Below are 15,895 nucleotides of genomic sequence, written 5' to 3' on the forward strand. Positions count from 1 at the left end.
CGCCGAATAGCGGGGCTGGGATTACTCGGCGATCTGCAGCTTGCGGGCTTCGGTGTAGACGTAGCGCACCTGCTCGTATTCGAACGGCGAGTTCAGCTGGCCGTAGCCGAAGCTGGTCTGGTAACGCTTGTCGATCCCGCGCAGCAACCAGACTTCCGGGTGGTTGCTGCTGACTTCCGAGACATTGAGGAAGTTGATCGCCGATTCGGCGCTGTAGTCCACCGCCAGCCCCGCCGTATCCCGCAGGTTCGACGGGCCGAGGACCGGCAGCATCAGGTAGGCGCCGGCCGGAACCCCGTAGAAGCCCAAAGTCTGGCCGAAGTCTTCGCTCTGGCGCTGCAGGCCCATCTTGGTTGCCGGGTCCCAGAGCCCGGCAATGCCGATGGTGGTGTTGAGCAGCAGGCGCGCGGTGGTATCCATCGAACGCTTGCCCTTGAGCTGCAGCAGGCTGTTGAGCAGGTTGGGCACATCACCCAGGTTGTTGAAGAAATTGCTCACGCCGGTGCGCAGGAAGCTCGGTGTCACATAGCGGTAGCCATCCACCACCGGCAGCAGCACCCACTGGTCGAGGCGGTAGTTGAAGTGGTAGACCCGGCGGTTCCACGACTCCAGTGGGTCGTAGACATTCAGCGCGCTGAGGGTCGAGCGCTCGAATTCGCGCTGGTCGAGCCCCGGGTTGAGCTTGAGCTGCTTCAATGGCTCGGTGAAGCCGTCGGGGTCTGGGGTTATCGGGGTGTTGGCCTTGCTGTTGTCGGCCTGGGCATAGCCTGCGCAGAGCAACGCAGCGATCAGCAGGAGATGTTTAGCCACGGAAGAACTCCAGCATGGCGTCGCTGTTGACGCGGTAATTGAGGTTGCCGCAGTGGCCGCCATGGGGGTAGACGGTCAGGCGGTCGCCAAAGGTCTTGCGCAGGAAGCCCAGGTCGCCCGGGCCGAGGATCACGTCGTCGGCATTGTGCATCACGGCGATTTTCGGGCTGGCCTTGAGGTAGTCCTGCAGGGCGTAGAGGCTCACCTGGTCGATCAGTTGCAGCAGGCTGCCACCGTCGGTGCGGGCGCGCCACATCGGGATCACCTGTTCGGTGAGGTAGCAGTCGAAGTCGCATTGCAGGGCGCGCTTGAAGAACGGCGTGAGGCTGGTGCCTTCGCGAATCGGGTACTTGGGCGGGGTGATCAGGCCGCGGCGGTTGATCAGGTCCGAGGTGAAGGCGATATCCGCCGCGGAGAAGCGGAACGAAGTGCCGATCAGCATCGCCAACTGCTCGTTGCTCAGGTGCTGCTTGGATTGCTGCAGGTCGTAGAGCAGGGCGTCGTTGAGGTCGATGTAGCCTTTCTGCTGGAAGTAGCGGGTCAGCTTGGCCAGCACCAGTTCATAGAAGGTGGTGCTGTTGTTGATGCCCTTGACCTCGGTCTGCACCAAACGGTCGAGGTTGCTGATGGAGGTGTAGAGGTTGACCGGCGGGTTGAGCAGCAGAACTTTCTTGAAGTTGAAGCTGCGTCGGGTCTCGTCCAGCTTGCTGACGAAGGCCGCGTCCAGGGCGCCCAGGCTGTAGCCGGTGAGGTAATAGTCGGTGACCGGCAGCTTGGGGTTCTGCGCGCGCACGGCCTGCATCACCCGGTACATGTCCTCGGCATCTTCCTGGGTCACGCCGGGGGTGGCGAAGCGCGAGGCGGCGCTGATGAAGTCGAAGCTGGTGGGCGAGGACAGCTGCACCACGTGGTAGCCGGCCTTGTAGTAGAGCTTCTTCAGGTATTCGTTGAGGCTGCTGTCAAAGCGCGCCCCGGTGCCGGCGATCAGGAAGATCAGCGGCGCGGCATGGTCCTGGGTGGCGATGCGGTAGGTGAGCTTCTTCACCGCCCAGAAATTGTCCGGGAGGATGAACTCGCGTTCCGGGCGCAGTTTCAGGCTCTGGTCGGACTGGCGGATGTCGTCGTCGGCGGGCAGTTCCGGGCGCAGTTCCGGTGGCGTGGTGGCAATGGTGGCTTCGAAGGGATTGGTCAGCGGATAGCCATAGCTGGCCGGATCGATATCGACCGCCAGTGCGGACGCACTCAGGATAAGGCCGCCGCACAGGGCGGCGAGGCGCAAGGAACGAAGCATGACTGTATCCCTAGAGAGGAAGGTTCCGAATAAGGTTCGCAGGCTATGACCACCGTGCTGCTGCCGAAGTGCCATGGCGGGCTGCAAATAACCCCGGCTGTCGGTTTGCCGGAGCAATAGTACCGGTACGATAAGGTTGCCGCCATTTGCTGAGCAGCTATCTGTGCGTGGCGCTTGCCAAGCGCTGGTGGCGCATTATGCTGGGCGCCGTTTTGATTCTTCGGAGTGTTTCATGTCTCGCCGTCTGCCCCTGATTCTGTTGCTTGTGGTTCTACCATTGTGGCTGGCCGCCAGTTATGGCCTGCGCTACGGCTTTATGGAGGATGCGCGCTGGGTCGGGGCCTGTGTCGATGAGGCCAGCCGCTGGGAGTGCTCGTTGCGCTCGAGCCTGGGCTGGATGATTCATTTCAAGGTGCTGGGCTGGAGTGCAGTGGCGCTGGCGCTGCTGGGCTTCGTGATGCCGGGGCGCCTGGGGCGGGCGCTGGCGGTGCTGGCCCTGCTGGCCGGTTTCCCGGCCCTGGCCCTGTACAACACCAGCCTGGCGGTATTCGCCGTGGTGCTGGCCGGCTTGCGTCTGGTACGTGCCGGCAAGCCCTGAAGTTCCGGGCTTGCCTCTCGCGGCGCCTGTTATGCGCGAGCCCGCAGATTGCGCCATAGCGCGGCGACCATCAGCAGGCAGACCAGGGCCCAGCCCCAGGCCTGCTGGTTGGCCAGGCCTTCCTGATACAGCTGCGGGGCGATGCCGGCGCCGACCATAAAGGTCAGCAGGGCGATCTCGCGGCGTGGCACGCGCACCGGGCGGCACAGGTAGACCAGCGCTGGCAGCAGCAGGGCGGCGCTGGGGAAGCTGCGATAGCGCGGGTCGAATACCAGTTCCAGCATCATTACCGCGGCGGCGAAGCCGGCAGTTGCCAGCAACCAGCCGGCCCGGCGTTCCAGGGCGTTGAAGGCGCGCAGGCGCCAGCCTTGGCGCGGGCTCAGGGTCAGGGCGGCATGGGCCAGCACCAGCAGGTTCAGGCCCAGCAGCAGGGCGGCCCAGACCCATTCACCGGCGAAGCGGCTGGTGACCCGAGCCAGCTCGCCCCAGGTGCCAATGGCGCAGGCCGCCAACGCACCCAGCAGGGGTACCAGCAGCGCTGCGCGACGGCTCTGCACTCGGCCACCGAGCACCAGGGTGCCGAGCAAAATCAGCCCGCCGAGCCCCAGCCACAGTGGCCAGTAGGGCAGGTTGGACACCGGGCCGGCGAGGATGCCCTTGTCTTGCCGGTCGGCATCGAACAGCCCCCAGTAACCCCCCACTGCACCTTCGCTGGCGCGTTTCCAGGGCTGGTCGAAGGCTTCGATCAGGTTGTAGTGCCAGCCATTGTGTTCCGCCAGGGCGACGAAACCGCGGATGAAGCGGGCTTCGTTGACCCGGCTTGGCACTGCGGTTTCCCGCTGGCGGCCTTCGCTGGGCCAGCCGGTTTCGCCAATCAGCACGTCCTTGGGGGCGAAGCGGTTGCCGAACACCTGGCGCACTTCGGCCACATGGTTCAGGGCGGCGTCGATGTTCGACGGATCGTCTTCCCAGTAGGGCAGCAGGTGGATGGTGAGGAAGTCCACCGCCGGGGCGATTTCCGGGTGCTTGAGCCAGAACTCCCAGACGTCGGCGTAGGTCACCGGCTGCTTGACCCCGGCCTTGACCTTGAGGATCAACCGCGCCAGCTGCGCACCAGTGACTTCCTTGCGGAGCAGGGTCTCGTTGCCGACGATCACCGCGCTGACCACGTCGGGGTTGGCGTTGGCCGAGGCGATCAGCAGGTCGACTTCTTTCTCGGTGTCCACCGGGTTGCTGTTGACCCAGGCGCCGATCATCAGCTTCAGGCCGTGCTTGCGCGCCAGTTCCGGCAGGGCTTCGAGGCCGGTCATCGAATAGGTGCGGATGCATTCGAAGCGCGTGGCCAGCAGCGCCAGGTCGGCGTCCATGCGCTCGGGGCGCAGCTTGAACGGCTGGTCGAAGGGCGACTGGTCCTTGTCGAAAGGGGTGTAGGAGGCGCATTGCAGCTTGTGGCTGGCGCTGGCGACATCCGGCAGGTGCACCGGCCGGCCGAGGCCGTACCAGTAACCGCAGAGGGCCAGCAGGCCGAGCAGGCAGGCGAACAGATAAACAAGGGCAGGAAAGCGAGGGGTGGCGGGCATGGTCGGGCCGTCGTGGAACAAAGCCGGGCATCTTACCCGCATTTGCCCATGGCTTGGTGGGCCGGATGATCTGCCCATGCAAAGTTCACGCTGAGCCCTGGCGGGATCGGGAAGGGCGCGATTACTGGCTATCTGATGTCGCTGCTTGTTGTCTTGAGGTCGCAGACAGAGCAGGTTCCCGGCCAAGGCAGGTTGATGATCGAGGCATCAGTACTCCGCTGATGATCGAAGGCGTTCGCGGTGCGGCGTGATGGGCGCGCCGTGCACCATAACCATAGGTTGATGTGCCTGGCAGCCGCCTTGCACTGCACTTTTCGGGGAAGTAACGATGATGATGCGACGACTCTTAGGCGCAGGTGCCGCACTGGTGCTTGCCATCAGTTCCACTCTGGCCAGTGCCGACAGCAAGACCCTGAGCATCGGCTATGTCGATGGCTGGTCCGACAGTGTGGCGACCACCTATGTGGCGGCCGAGGTGATCAAGCAGAAGCTCGGTTATGACGTCAAGCTGCAAGCGGTGGCGACCGGGATCATGTGGCAGGGCGTGGCCACCGGCAAGCTCGATGCCATGCTGTCGGCCTGGCTGCCGGTGACCCACGGCGAGTACTGGGCCAAGAACAAGGACAAAGTGGTGGACTACGGTCCCAACTTCAAGGACGCCAAGATCGGCCTGATCGTGCCGGAGTACGTCAAGGCCAAGAGCATCGAGGACCTCAAGGGCGATGCCAGCTTCAAGAACAAGATCGTCGGTATCGACGCCGGCTCGGGGGTGATGCTCAAGACCGAGCAGGCGATCAAGGACTACGGCCTGGACTACAAGCTGCAGGCCAGCTCCGGGGCGGCGATGATCGCTGAACTGACCCGCGCCGAGGAGAAGCAGGAGTCGATCGCGGTGACTGGCTGGGTGCCGCACTGGATGTTCGCCAAGTGGAAGCTGCGCTTCCTCGACGACCCGAAAGGCGTGTACGGCGCTGCGGAAACCGTCAACAGCATCGGCAGCAAGGGCCTGGAGAAGAAGGCTCCGGAAGTGGCAGCGTTCCTGAAGAAATTCCAGTGGGCTTCCAAGGACGAGATCGGCGCAGTGATGCTGGCCATTCAGGATGGCGCCAAGCCCGATGCGGCGGCCAAGGATTGGGTGAGCAAGCACCCGGAGCGGGTTGCCGAATGGACCGCTAAATAATCTCCAAGCGTCTAGAACAGGCTTCTTCAGGCCGCCCCCGGGAAACCGCGGGCGGCCTTGCAATTTCTGCGGGAAAAACTCGGCGCCAGGGCTAATGTCGTTCTAATACTAAGGTCGTCTGGAACCTGTCCGAGAGCTGCATAGAGTGGATTAGGTTCCACCTAAAATCTGTGCTGCGAGGATAAAAACAATGAACGACAGCATTTACCTCTCGATTCAAAACAGCCCGCGTTTCAAGGAGCTGGTCAGCAAGCGAGAGCGGTTCGCCTGGATTCTCTCGGCGATCATGCTTGGGCTTTACTCGGCTTTCATCCTGTTGATCGCCTACGGGCCCCAGATCCTGGGTGCCAAAATCAGTCCGACTTCATCCATCACCTGGGGCATTCCCATCGGTGTGGGCCTGATTGTCTCGGCCTTCATCCTGACGGCCATCTATGTGCGGCGCGCCAACGGCGAGTTCGACGAGCTGAACAACGCGATCCTGAAGGAGGCTCAGCAATGATCCGACGTCTATTCGCAGCACTCGGTCTTGCCGCCTTCGCACCTGCCCTCTGGGCCGCCGACGCCTTGACCGGCGAAGTGCACAAGCAACCCCTCAACGTATCGGCGATCGTGATGTTCGTGGTCTTTGTCGGTGCCACCCTGTGCATCACCTACTGGGCCTCCAAGCGCAACAAGTCGGCCGCCGACTATTACGCGGCGGGTGGCAAGATCACCGGCTTCCAGAACGGCCTGGCGATTGCTGGCGACTATATGTCGGCGGCGTCCTTCCTGGGTATTTCCGCCCTGGTGTTCACTTCCGGTTATGACGGTTTGATCTACTCCATCGGCTTCCTGGTGGGCTGGCCGATCATTCTGTTCCTGATCGCCGAGCGCCTGCGCAACCTGGGTAAATACACCTTTGCCGACGTGGCGTCCTATCGCCTCGGGCAGACCCAGATCCGTACCCTGTCGGCCTGTGGCTCGCTGGTGGTGGTGGCGTTCTACCTGATCGCGCAGATGGTAGGGGCGGGCAAGCTGATCCAGCTGCTGTTCGGCCTCGACTACCATGTGGCGGTGATCCTGGTGGGTATCCTGATGTGCCTGTATGTGCTGTTCGGCGGCATGCTGGCCACCACTTGGGTACAGATCATCAAGGCGGTTTTGCTGCTGTCCGGCGCCTCCTTCATGGCGCTGATGGTGATGAAGCACGTCAACTTCGACTTCAATACCCTGTTCTCCGAAGCGGTCAAGGTTCACCCCAAGGGTGAAGCGATCATGAGCCCGGGCGGCCTGGTCAAGGACCCGATCTCGGCGTTCTCCCTGGGTCTCGCGCTGATGTTCGGTACTGCCGGCCTGCCGCATATCCTGATGCGCTTCTTCACCGTGAGCGATGCCAAGGAAGCCCGCAAGAGTGTGCTCTATGCCACAGGGTTCATCGGCTACTTCTACATCCTGACCTTTATCATCGGTTTTGGCGCGATCCTGCTGGTAAGCACCAACCCGGACTTCAAGGATGCGGCGGGCGCCTTGCTCGGCGGTAACAACATGGCGGCGGTGCACCTGGCCAATGCCGTGGGTGGCAGCGTGTTCCTCGGCTTTATCTCGGCAGTGGCCTTCGCCACCATTCTGGCGGTAGTGGCGGGGCTGACTCTGGCGGGTGCCTCGGCGGTGTCCCACGACCTGTATGCCAGCGTGATCAAGAAGGGCAAGGCCAACGAGAAGGACGAGATCCGCGTATCGAAGATCACCACCGTGGCCCTGGGCGTTCTGGCCATCGGCCTGGGCATTCTCTTCGAGAGCCAGAACATCGCGTTCATGGTGGGCCTGGCGTTCTCCATCGCTGCCAGCTGCAACTTCCCGGTGCTGCTGCTTTCCATGTACTGGAAGAAACTCACCACCCGCGGCGCGATGATTGGCGGCTGGATGGGCCTGGTCAGTGCCGTGGCGCTGATGATTCTCGGCCCAACCATCTGGGTGCAGATCCTGCATCACGAGAAGGCGATCTTCCCGTACGAGTACCCGGCGCTGTTCTCGATGATGATTGCCTTCATCGGTATCTGGTTCTTCTCCATTACCGACAAGTCGGCTTCGGCGGCCAACGAGCGGGCGCTGTTCTTCCCGCAGTTCGTGCGTTCGCAGACCGGCCTTGGCGCCAGTGGGGCGGTGTCGCACTAAGTGAGATGAAAGCATCGGCTTCTATATAGAAGCAGCGTAATAGCCAAATGCCTCGATCGACAGATCGGGGCATTTTTTATGGCTGCTTTTTCGGCCTGCAGGAACTGGCCGGGCGGCGTTCCGCTTGCCAGCGAAGGCGTCGGTCGGATTGGTGCAGGGCTTGAGGGCGTCTTCGCCGGCAAGCCGGCTCCTACAGGAGGATAGGCGGGGAAGAGGAGCAGGCTGCAGAAACAAATACGACCTCTATTAGAGGCCGTATCCGCTGCAGCTAAGACAGGATTGCAAGACAGGTCTTACTTGCGGTCTTCCAGCTTGCTGATGTCGCGCGACTCGTAGCCGGTGTACAGCTGACGTGGACGGCCGATCTTGTAAGGGCTGGAGAGCATTTCCTTCCAGTGCGAGATCCAGCCGACGGTCCGCGCCAGGGCGAAGATCACGGTGAACATGCTGGTTGGAATACCGATCGCCTTGAGGATGATCCCCGAGTAGAAGTCGACGTTCGGGTACAGCGAGCGCTCGATGAAGTACGGATCGGTAAGGGCGATCTCTTCCAGGCGCATGGCCAGTTCCAGCTGCGGATCATTGTTGATGCCCAGCTCTTTCAGTACTTCGTCGCAGGTCTGCTTCATCACGGTGGCGCGCGGGTCGCGGTTCTTGTATACGCGGTGACCGAAGCCCATGAGCTTGAACGGATCGTTCTTGTCCTTGGCCTTGGCGATGAAGGTGTCGATGTTCGAAACGTCGCCGATTTCATCCAGCATGGTCAGCACGGCTTCGTTGGCGCCGCCGTGAGCCGGGCCCCAGAGGGCCGCGATACCGGCAGCGATACAGGCGAACGGGTTGGCACCCGAGGAGCCTGCCAGGCGTACGGTGGACGTCGAGGCGTTCTGCTCGTGGTCGGCGTGGAGGATGAAGATCCGGTCCATTGCCTTGGCCAGCACCGGGCTGATCGGTTTGATCTCGCACGGGGTGTTGAACATCATGTGCAGGAAGTTTTCCGCGTACGACAGGTCGTTGCGCGGGTACATCATCGGCTGGCCCATGGAGTACTTGTAAACCATCGCTGCCAGGGTCGGCATCTTGGCCACCAGGCGCACGGCGGAGATTTCGCGGTGCTGCGGGTTATTGATGTCCAGGGAGTCGTGGTAGAACGCCGACAGTGCGCCGACTACGCCGCACATCACCGCCATTGGGTGGGCGTCGCGACGGAAACCGTTGAAGAAGCTCTTCAGCTGCTCGTGAACCATGGTGTGGTTCTTCACGGTGCTGACGAACTGGGCCTTCTGCTCGGCATTCGGTAGTTCGCCGTTGAGCAGCAGGTAGCAGGTTTCCAGGTAGTCCGACTTTTCAGCCAGTTGTTCGATCGGGTAGCCGCGGTGCAGCAGGATACCCTGGTCGCCGTCGATGTAGGTGATCTTCGACTCGCAGGACGCGGTCGACATGAAGCCCGGGTCAAATGTGAAGCGGCCCGTGGCCGTCAGACCCCGAACATCGATTACATCGGGACCAACGGTGCCGGTTAAAATGGGCAGCTCGACGGGGGCTGCGCCCTCGATGATCAACTGCGCTTTTTTGTCAGCCATGTGGCCTCCTATTTATGCTTGAAATCATCAGACAGACCCCCCACGCAGGGCCCGCACCACTATAGTGAGATAAATCTGAATGTCAATTTGCCTAAAGTCTTGTCCCAGAAGGCTTTGGGAGGGATTTTTGAGCGAAATTCACTGCCATTTACGCCTTTTATAAGGCGAGCGCAATCAGCTATTTGGGGTAGGGGTTTGCGTTGTCATTAGTAGCCTAACTGTCTATACTCGGCCACCGACCGCCATGGGCTTCTGGGCCCGGTTTGATGGGGGTCGCACTCCCTGGGTGGTGGTTACCTGACCAGTGCACTCCCCAACAACTTTGCCCTGATTGTTAGGGGCTCTTCAGTGTGAAAAAAAGCCGTGAATAGCCAACGACCTGTAAACCTAGACCTAAGGACCATCAAACTCCCCATCACCGGCGTTACGTCGTTTCTCCACCGTGTTTCCGGCATCATCCTCTTCCTGGGCCTGGGCATCATGCTTTACGCATTGAGCAAGTCTCTGGGTTCCGAGGAAGGTTATGCCGAGGTGAAGGCGTGCTTGACCAGTCCGCTGGCCAAATTCGTTGCATGGGGCCTCCTGTCCGCCTTGCTGTATCACTTGGTGGCCGGTGTGCGCCATCTGATTATGGACATGGGCATCGGTGAAACGCTGGAAGGCGGCAAGCTGGGCTCGAAAATCGTAATCGCCGTATCCGTGGTGATTATCGTTCTGGCGGGAGTTTGGATATGGTAACCAGCGTTACGAACCTGTCGCGTTCGGGCCTTTATGACTGGATGGCACAGCGTGTGTCTGCGGTCGTTCTCGCGGCTTATTTCATCTTCCTGATCGGGTACCTCGTAGCGAATCCGGGCATTGACTACGCACAGTGGCATGGCCTGTTCGCAAACAACTGGATGCGTATCTTCAGTCTGCTGGCCATGGTGGCCCTGGGCGCTCACGCCTGGGTCGGCATGTGGACCATCTCGACTGACTACCTGACGCCAATGGCGCTGGGCAAGTCGGCGACAGCAGTACGTTTCCTTTTCCAGGCAGTATGCGGCGTCGCGATGTTCGCTTACTTCGTCTGGGGTGTGCAGATTCTCTGGGGTATCTGATTCATGGCTAACATTCCAACCATTTCTTTCGACGCCATCATCATTGGCGGCGGCGGCGCAGGCATGCGCGCTGCACTGCAGCTGGCCCAGGGTGGCCACAAGACTGCAGTGATCACCAAAGTGTTCCCGACCCGTTCGCACACTGTGTCGGCCCAGGGCGGCATCACCTGCGCGATCGCCTCGGCGGACCCGAACGATGACTGGCGCTGGCACATGTACGATACCGTCAAGGGTTCCGACTACATCGGTGACCAGGACGCTATCGAATACATGTGTCAGGAAGGCCCGGCTGCGGTCTTCGAACTGGACCACATGGGTCTGCCGTTCTCCCGTACCGAAACCGGTCGTATCTATCAGCGTCCGTTCGGCGGTCAGTCCAAGGACTACGGCAAGGGCGGCCAGGCTGCTCGTACCTGCGCAGCGTCCGACCGTACCGGTCACGCACTGCTGCACACCCTGTACCAGGGCAACCTGAAGGCCGGCACCACCTTCCTCAACGAGTGGTACGCGGTCGATCTGGTGAAGAACCAGGACGGCGCCTTCGTCGGCGTGATCGCCATCTGCATCGAAACCGGCGAAACCACCTACATCCGCTCCAAGGCCACCGTACTGGCTACCGGCGGTGCAGGTCGTATCTACGCGTCCACCACCAACGCCCTGATCAACACCGGTGATGGTGTCGGCATGGCGCTGCGTGCCGGCGTGCCGGTACAAGACATCGAAATGTGGCAGTTCCACCCGACCGGCATCGCCGGCGCCGGTGTACTGGTGACCGAAGGTTGCCGCGGTGAAGGTGGTTACCTGATCAACAAGCACGGCGAGCGTTTCATGGAGCGTTATGCTCCGAACGCCAAGGACCTGGCAGGCCGCGACGTGGTTGCGCGCTCCATGGTCAAGGAAATCATCGCCGGCAACGGCTGTGGCCCTAACGGCGACCACGTGATGCTCAAGCTCGATCACCTGGGCGAGGAAGTGCTGCACAGCCGCCTGCCAGGTATCTGTGAGCTGTCCAAGACCTTCGCCCACGTTGACCCGGTGGTTGCTCCGGTCCCGGTGGTTCCAACCTGCCATTACATGATGGGCGGCGTTGCCACCAACATTCATGGCCAGGCCATCACCCAGAACGCCGAAGGCGTAGACACCATCATCCCTGGCCTGTTCGCAGTGGGTGAAGTGGCTTGCGTATCGGTACACGGTGCCAACCGCCTGGGCGGCAACTCGCTGCTGGACCTGGTGGTATTCGGCCGCGCTGCCGGCCTGCACCTGGAAAAAGCGCTGAGCGACGGTATCGAATACCGCGACGCCAGCGACACCGACGTGGACGTTGCCCTGAACCGCCTGGCCAAGCTCAACGAGCGCACCACCGGTGAAGACGTGGCGACCCTGCGTCGCGAGCTGCAGAGCTGCATGCAGAACTACTTCGGTGTATTCCGTACCGGCGAATACATGCAGAAGGGTATCGCCCAGCTGGCTGACCTGCGCGAGCGTATCGCCAACGTCAAGATCAACGACAAGTCTCAAGCTTTCAACACTGCGCGTATCGAAGCACTTGAGCTGCAGAACCTGCTGGAAGTGGCCGAAGCCACCGCCATCGCTGCCGAAGTGCGCAAAGAGTCCCGCGGCGCTCACGCCCGTGAAGACTTTGAAGACCGTGACGACGAAAACTGGCTGTGCCACACCCTGTACTTCCCGGGTGAGAAGCGCGTTGCCAAGCGTGCGGTCAACTTCTCGCCGAAGACTGTTCCGACTTTCGAACCAAAAGTCCGGACTTACTAAAGGGTGATCGATATGTTGCAAGTTGAAGTTTATCGTTACAACCCTGACACCGACTCCGCCCCGAAAACCCAGGTTTTCCAGGTCGACACCGGTGGCAAGGACTTGATGGTGCTGGACGTGCTGGCCCTGATCAAAGAGCAGGACGAGGGTTTCTCCTACCGTCGCTCCTGCCGTGAAGGCGTTTGCGGTTCCGATGGCATGAACATCAACGGCAAGAACGGCCTGGCGTGCATCACGCCGCTGTCTGCCGTGGTGAAGAAGAACAAGCTGGTTGTGCGTCCGCTGCCAGGTCTGCCGGTTATCCGTGACCTGGTCGTCGATATGAGCATCTTCTACAAGCAATACGAGAAGGTGAAGCCATTCCTGCAGAACGACACGCCGGCTCCGGCCATCGAGCGTCTGCAGTCCCCTGAAGAGCGTGAAAAGCTCGACGGTCTGTACGAGTGCATCCTGTGCGCCTGCTGCTCGACCTCGTGCCCGTCCTTCTGGTGGAACCCGGACAAGTTCCTGGGTCCAGCTGCCCTGCTGCAAGCCTACCGCTTCCTGGCAGACAGCCGTGACACCAAGACGTCCGAGCGCCTGGCGTCCCTGGATGACCCGTTCAGCGTATTCCGCTGCCGGGGGATCATGAACTGCGTCAACGTTTGTCCGAAAGGCCTGAACCCGACTAAGGCCATCGGTCACATTCGTAACATGCTTCTGCAAAGCGGCGTGTGATACAGGTTGTACCCGTAGGACCGCTGTACCCGTAAAAGCCACGGCGCGGGCTTCAACCCGCGTCATGGCTCTAACCTGAGCAGCAGCTCACAAAGTGGCTGCTCTTATTTTTGAAGAAATGAGACAAGCAGGGGCATCCGGGCTGGTACCCGGACTATCAGCGTGATCCTAAGTGGCTTGTTTTGGTCGCTGCATTCGGACTTCTGCAAGCTTGCTCGGTGTCTTCGCCGATGGTGTTCCCCTAACCGAGGGTGACCAAGCATGCAAGAAAGCGTGATGCAGCGCATGTGGAACAGCGCCTACCTATCCGGTAGTAACGCTGCCTATGTGGAAGAGCTCTACGAGCTCTACCTGCACGACCCTAACGCTGTGCCAGAAGAGTGGCGCACTTACTTTGAGAAGTTGCCTACCGACGGCAGCACTGCCATCGATGTTTCGCACTCGACAATCCGCGATCATTTCGTCTTGCTGGCAAAGAACCAGCGCCGCGCCCAACCGGTATCCGCCGGTAGCGTGAGCAGTGAGCACGAGAAGAAGCAAGTTGAAGTGCTGCGATTGATCCAGGCCTATCGGATGCGTGGCCACCAGGCATCCCAGCTGGACCCGCTGGGACTGTGGCAGCGTCCTGCACCTGCAGACCTGTCGATCAATCATTACGGCTTGACCAATGCCGATCTTGATACGACCTTCCGTGCCGGCGACCTGTTCATCGGCAAAGAGGAAGCGAGCCTACGCGAAATTCACGAAGCGTTGCAGCAGACATATTGCCGCACCATCGGCGCTGAATTCACGCACATCACCGATTCCGAGCAGCGCCAGTGGTTCCAGCAGCGTCTGGAAAGCGTACGCGGCCGTCCGACCTATTCCGCCGACATCAAGAGCCACCTGCTCGAGCGCGTCACCGCGGCTGAAGGCCTGGAGAAGTACCTGGGCACCAAGTACCCGGGCACCAAGCGTTTCGGCCTGGAAGGCGGCGAAAGCCTGATCCCGATGCTCGACGAGCTGATCCAGCGTTCCGGTTCCTACGGCACCAAGGAAGTGGTGATCGGCATGGCCCACCGTGGCCGTCTGAACGTGCTGGTCAACACCTTCGGCAAGAACCCGCGCGAGCTGTTCGACGAGTTCGAAGGCAAGAAGAAGGTCGAGCTGGGTTCCGGTGACGTGAAATACCACCAGGGCTTCTCGTCCAACGTCATGACCACAGGTGGCGAAGTGCACCTGGCCATGGCGTTCAACCCGTCCCACCTGGAAATCGTTTCTCCAGTGGTCGAAGGTTCGGTGCGCGCTCGTCAGGATCGCCGCAACGACCAGACCGGCGACAAGGTTCTGCCGATCTCGATCCACGGTGACGCGGCATTCGCCGGCCAGGGCGTGGTGATGGAAACCTTCCAGATGTCCCAGACCCGCGGTTTCAAGACCGGCGGTACTGTGCACATCGTGATCAACAACCAGGTTGGTTTCACCATCAGCAACCCGCTGGACTCGCGCTCCACCGAGTACGCCACCGACGTGGCGAAGATGATCCAGGCGCCGATCCTCCATGTGAATGGCGATGATCCGGAAGCCGTGCTGTTCGTCACCCAGCTGGCCATCGACTACCGCATGCAGTTCAAGCGCGACGTGGTCATCGACCTGGTCTGCTACCGTCGTCGCGGCCACAACGAGGCCGACGAGCCAAACGGCACCCAGCCACTGATGTACCAGCAGATCAGCAAGCAGCGCACCACCCGTGAGCTGTATGCCGATCGCCTGACCCAGGGCGGCGTGCTCGATGCCGAGCGCGTCCAGGCCAAGGTCGATGAGTACCGCAATGCGCTGGACAACGGCCTGCATGTGGTCAAGAGCCTGGTCAAGGAACCCAACAAGGAACTGTTCGTCGACTGGCGTCCATACCTGGGCCACACCTGGACCGCGCGTCACGACACCCGTTTCGATCTCAAGACCCTGCAGGAACTGTCGGCCAAGCTGCTGGAGCTGCCGGAGGGTTTCCTGGTTCAGCGTCAGGTGGCGAAGATCTACGAAGACCGTCAGAAGATGCAAGCCGGCGGCCTGCCGATCAACTGGGGTTACGCCGAAACCATGGCGTACGCGACCCTGGCGTTCGAAGGTCACCCGATCCGCATGACCGGCCAGGACATCGGCCGCGGCACCTTCTCGCACCGTCACGCGGTTCTGCACAACCAGAAAGATGCCAGCACCTACGTGCCGCTCAAGCATCTGTTCGACGGTCAGCCACGTTTCGACCTGTATGACTCCTTCCTCTCGGAAGAAGCCGTGCTGGCGTTCGAATACGGCTACTCCACCACCACGCCGAACGCGCTGGTGATCTGGGAAGCCCAGTTCGGCGACTTCGCCAACGGTGCGCAAGTGGTGATCGACCAGTTCATCACCAGTGGCGAGCACAAGTGGGGCCGCCTGTGCGGTCTGACCATGCTGCTGCCACACGGCTACGAAGGCCAGGGCCCCGAGCACTCCTCGGCACGCCTGGAGCGCTACCTGCAGCTGTGCGCCGAGCACAACATCCAGGTGTGCATGCCGACCACGCCGGCACAGATCTACCACCTGCTGCGTCGTCAGGTGATTCGCCCGCTGCGCAAGCCGCTGGTGGTCCTGACTCCGAAGTCGCTGCTGCGTCACAAGCTGGCCATCTCGACCCTGGAAGATCTGGCCGAAGGCTCGTTCCAGACCGTGATCCCGGAAATCGACGTGCTGGACCCGAAAAAGGTCGAGCGTCTGGTTCTGTGCAGCGGCAAGGTCTACTACGACCTGCTGGAAAAACGCCGTGCCGAAGGCCGCGAAGACATCGCCGTCGTGCGTATCGAGCAGCTGTATCCGTTCCCTGAGGACGACTTGAACGAAGTCCTGGCTCCGTACACCAACCTCAAGCACGTGGTCTGGTGTCAGGAAGAGCCGATGAACCAGGGCGCCTGGTACTGCAGCCAGCACCACATGCGTCGCATCGTTGGTAATCATGACAAGTCGCTCGTACTCGAGTACGCCGGTCGTGACGCCTCCGCTGCACCTGCATGCGGTTACGCATCGATGCACGCCGAGCAGCAGGAAAAACTGCTGCAAGATGCCTTCACTGTTTAACGCCTTCGCG

General features: G+C 61.1%; 13 protein-coding genes. 9 read left to right on the forward strand and 4 right to left on the reverse strand.

The annotated features are described in order from the left end of the window. Positions 1-21: 21 nt before the first annotated feature. Both J4P02_RS09030 and J4P02_RS09035 read right to left on the reverse strand, forming a co-directional pair. A complete protein-coding gene (locus J4P02_RS09030) occupies positions 22-810 on the reverse strand; it encodes an MlaA family lipoprotein (RefSeq protein ID WP_426189293.1) in 789 nt (262 codons plus the stop codon). Continuing rightward, positions 803-2,101, reverse strand: a complete 1,299-nt coding sequence (locus tag J4P02_RS09035) for a serine/threonine protein kinase (protein WP_426189295.1) — start codon at positions 2,099-2,101, stop codon at positions 803-805. The genes J4P02_RS09030 and J4P02_RS09035 overlap by 8 nt, the downstream gene beginning before the upstream one ends. A 232-nt stretch (positions 2,102-2,333) precedes the next feature. Between J4P02_RS09035 and J4P02_RS09040 the strand changes: the two genes are divergently transcribed. Further along, complete coding sequence (locus tag J4P02_RS09040) at positions 2,334-2,699, forward strand: hypothetical protein (RefSeq protein ID WP_426189297.1); 366 nt, start codon at positions 2,334-2,336, stop codon at positions 2,697-2,699. Positions 2,700-2,728: 29 nt separating this feature from the next. Here the strand turns inward: J4P02_RS09040 and J4P02_RS09045 are convergent, their stop codons facing one another. Continuing rightward, positions 2,729-4,279 (reverse strand): beta (1-6) glucans synthase, encoded by a 1,551-nt coding sequence (locus J4P02_RS09045; RefSeq protein ID WP_426189299.1) that lies wholly within the window; start codon positions 4,277-4,279, stop codon positions 2,729-2,731. Between the two features lie 328 nt (positions 4,280-4,607). Between J4P02_RS09045 and J4P02_RS09050 the strand changes: the two genes are divergently transcribed. From J4P02_RS09050 to J4P02_RS09060, 3 genes are all read left to right on the forward strand, one after another. Next, the gene (locus tag J4P02_RS09050; RefSeq protein WP_426189301.1) at positions 4,608-5,459 is read left to right on the forward strand and encodes a glycine betaine ABC transporter substrate-binding protein; all 852 of its coding nucleotides are present in this window, start codon (positions 4,608-4,610) and stop codon (positions 5,457-5,459) included. Between the two features lie 190 nt (positions 5,460-5,649). Further along, a complete protein-coding gene (locus tag J4P02_RS09055) occupies positions 5,650-5,961 on the forward strand; it encodes a DUF485 domain-containing protein (RefSeq protein ID WP_426189303.1) in 312 nt (103 codons plus the stop codon). Next, on the forward strand, positions 5,958-7,616 hold the full coding sequence (locus J4P02_RS09060; RefSeq protein WP_426189305.1) for a cation acetate symporter: 1,659 nt from the start codon (positions 5,958-5,960) through the stop codon (positions 7,614-7,616). Before J4P02_RS09055 ends, J4P02_RS09060 begins: the two co-directional genes overlap by 4 nt. A gap of 293 nt (positions 7,617-7,909) precedes the next feature. Here the strand turns inward: J4P02_RS09060 and gltA are convergent, their stop codons facing one another. Continuing rightward, positions 7,910-9,199: a citrate synthase gene (gene gltA, locus J4P02_RS09065; protein WP_426189307.1), complete on the reverse strand. Its 1,290-nt coding sequence runs from the start codon at positions 9,197-9,199 to the stop codon at positions 7,910-7,912. Between the two features lie 363 nt (positions 9,200-9,562). On the opposite strand from gltA, the gene sdhC reads away from it, so the two are divergent. The 5 genes from sdhC to J4P02_RS09090 all read left to right on the forward strand — a co-directional run bounded on the left by sdhC (position 9,563) and on the right by J4P02_RS09090 (position 15,885). Continuing rightward, positions 9,563-9,937 (forward strand): succinate dehydrogenase, cytochrome b556 subunit, encoded by a 375-nt coding sequence (gene sdhC / locus J4P02_RS09070; RefSeq protein ID WP_025128632.1) that lies wholly within the window; start codon positions 9,563-9,565, stop codon positions 9,935-9,937. Then, the gene (sdhD, locus tag J4P02_RS09075) at positions 9,931-10,299 is read left to right on the forward strand and encodes a succinate dehydrogenase, hydrophobic membrane anchor protein (RefSeq protein WP_159897100.1); all 369 of its coding nucleotides are present in this window, start codon (positions 9,931-9,933) and stop codon (positions 10,297-10,299) included. The genes sdhC and sdhD overlap by 7 nt, the downstream gene beginning before the upstream one ends. Positions 10,300-10,302: 3 nt before the next feature. Then, on the forward strand, positions 10,303-12,075 hold the full coding sequence (gene sdhA / locus J4P02_RS09080) for a succinate dehydrogenase flavoprotein subunit (RefSeq protein WP_426189310.1): 1,773 nt from the start codon (positions 10,303-10,305) through the stop codon (positions 12,073-12,075). Between the two features lie 12 nt (positions 12,076-12,087). Further along, a complete protein-coding gene (locus tag J4P02_RS09085) occupies positions 12,088-12,792 on the forward strand; it encodes a succinate dehydrogenase iron-sulfur subunit (protein ID WP_011060051.1) in 705 nt (234 codons plus the stop codon). Positions 12,793-13,053: 261 nt separating this feature from the next. Then, positions 13,054-15,885: a 2-oxoglutarate dehydrogenase E1 component gene (locus tag J4P02_RS09090; RefSeq protein ID WP_426189312.1), complete on the forward strand. Its 2,832-nt coding sequence runs from the start codon at positions 13,054-13,056 to the stop codon at positions 15,883-15,885. Positions 15,886-15,895: the final 10 nt, after the last annotated feature.

Source organism: Pseudomonas sp. NFXW11 (assembly GCF_049887815.1).
GTDB lineage: Bacteria > Pseudomonadota > Gammaproteobacteria > Pseudomonadales > Pseudomonadaceae > Aquipseudomonas.

Coding starts and splice junctions, on each gene's coding strand:
- J4P02_RS09060 (WP_426189305.1), top strand. CDS start 5,958: ATGATCCGACGTCTATTCGCAGCACTCGGTCTTGCCGCCTTCGCACCT.
- J4P02_RS09050 (WP_426189301.1), top strand. CDS start 4,608: ATGATGATGCGACGACTCTTAGGCGCAGGTGCCGCACTGGTGCTTGCC.
- sdhA (WP_426189310.1), top strand. CDS start 10,303: ATGGCTAACATTCCAACCATTTCTTTCGACGCCATCATCATTGGCGGC.
- J4P02_RS09085 (WP_011060051.1), top strand. CDS start 12,088: ATGTTGCAAGTTGAAGTTTATCGTTACAACCCTGACACCGACTCCGCC.
- J4P02_RS09090 (WP_426189312.1), top strand. CDS start 13,054: ATGCAAGAAAGCGTGATGCAGCGCATGTGGAACAGCGCCTACCTATCC.
- J4P02_RS09040 (WP_426189297.1), top strand. CDS start 2,334: ATGTCTCGCCGTCTGCCCCTGATTCTGTTGCTTGTGGTTCTACCATTG.
- gltA (WP_426189307.1), bottom strand. CDS start 9,199: ATGGCTGACAAAAAAGCGCAGTTGATCATCGAGGGCGCAGCCCCCGTC.
- J4P02_RS09055 (WP_426189303.1), top strand. CDS start 5,650: ATGAACGACAGCATTTACCTCTCGATTCAAAACAGCCCGCGTTTCAAG.
- J4P02_RS09035 (WP_426189295.1), bottom strand. CDS start 2,101: ATGCTTCGTTCCTTGCGCCTCGCCGCCCTGTGCGGCGGCCTTATCCTG.
- J4P02_RS09045 (WP_426189299.1), bottom strand. CDS start 4,279: ATGCCCGCCACCCCTCGCTTTCCTGCCCTTGTTTATCTGTTCGCCTGC.
- sdhD (WP_159897100.1), top strand. CDS start 9,931: ATGGTAACCAGCGTTACGAACCTGTCGCGTTCGGGCCTTTATGACTGG.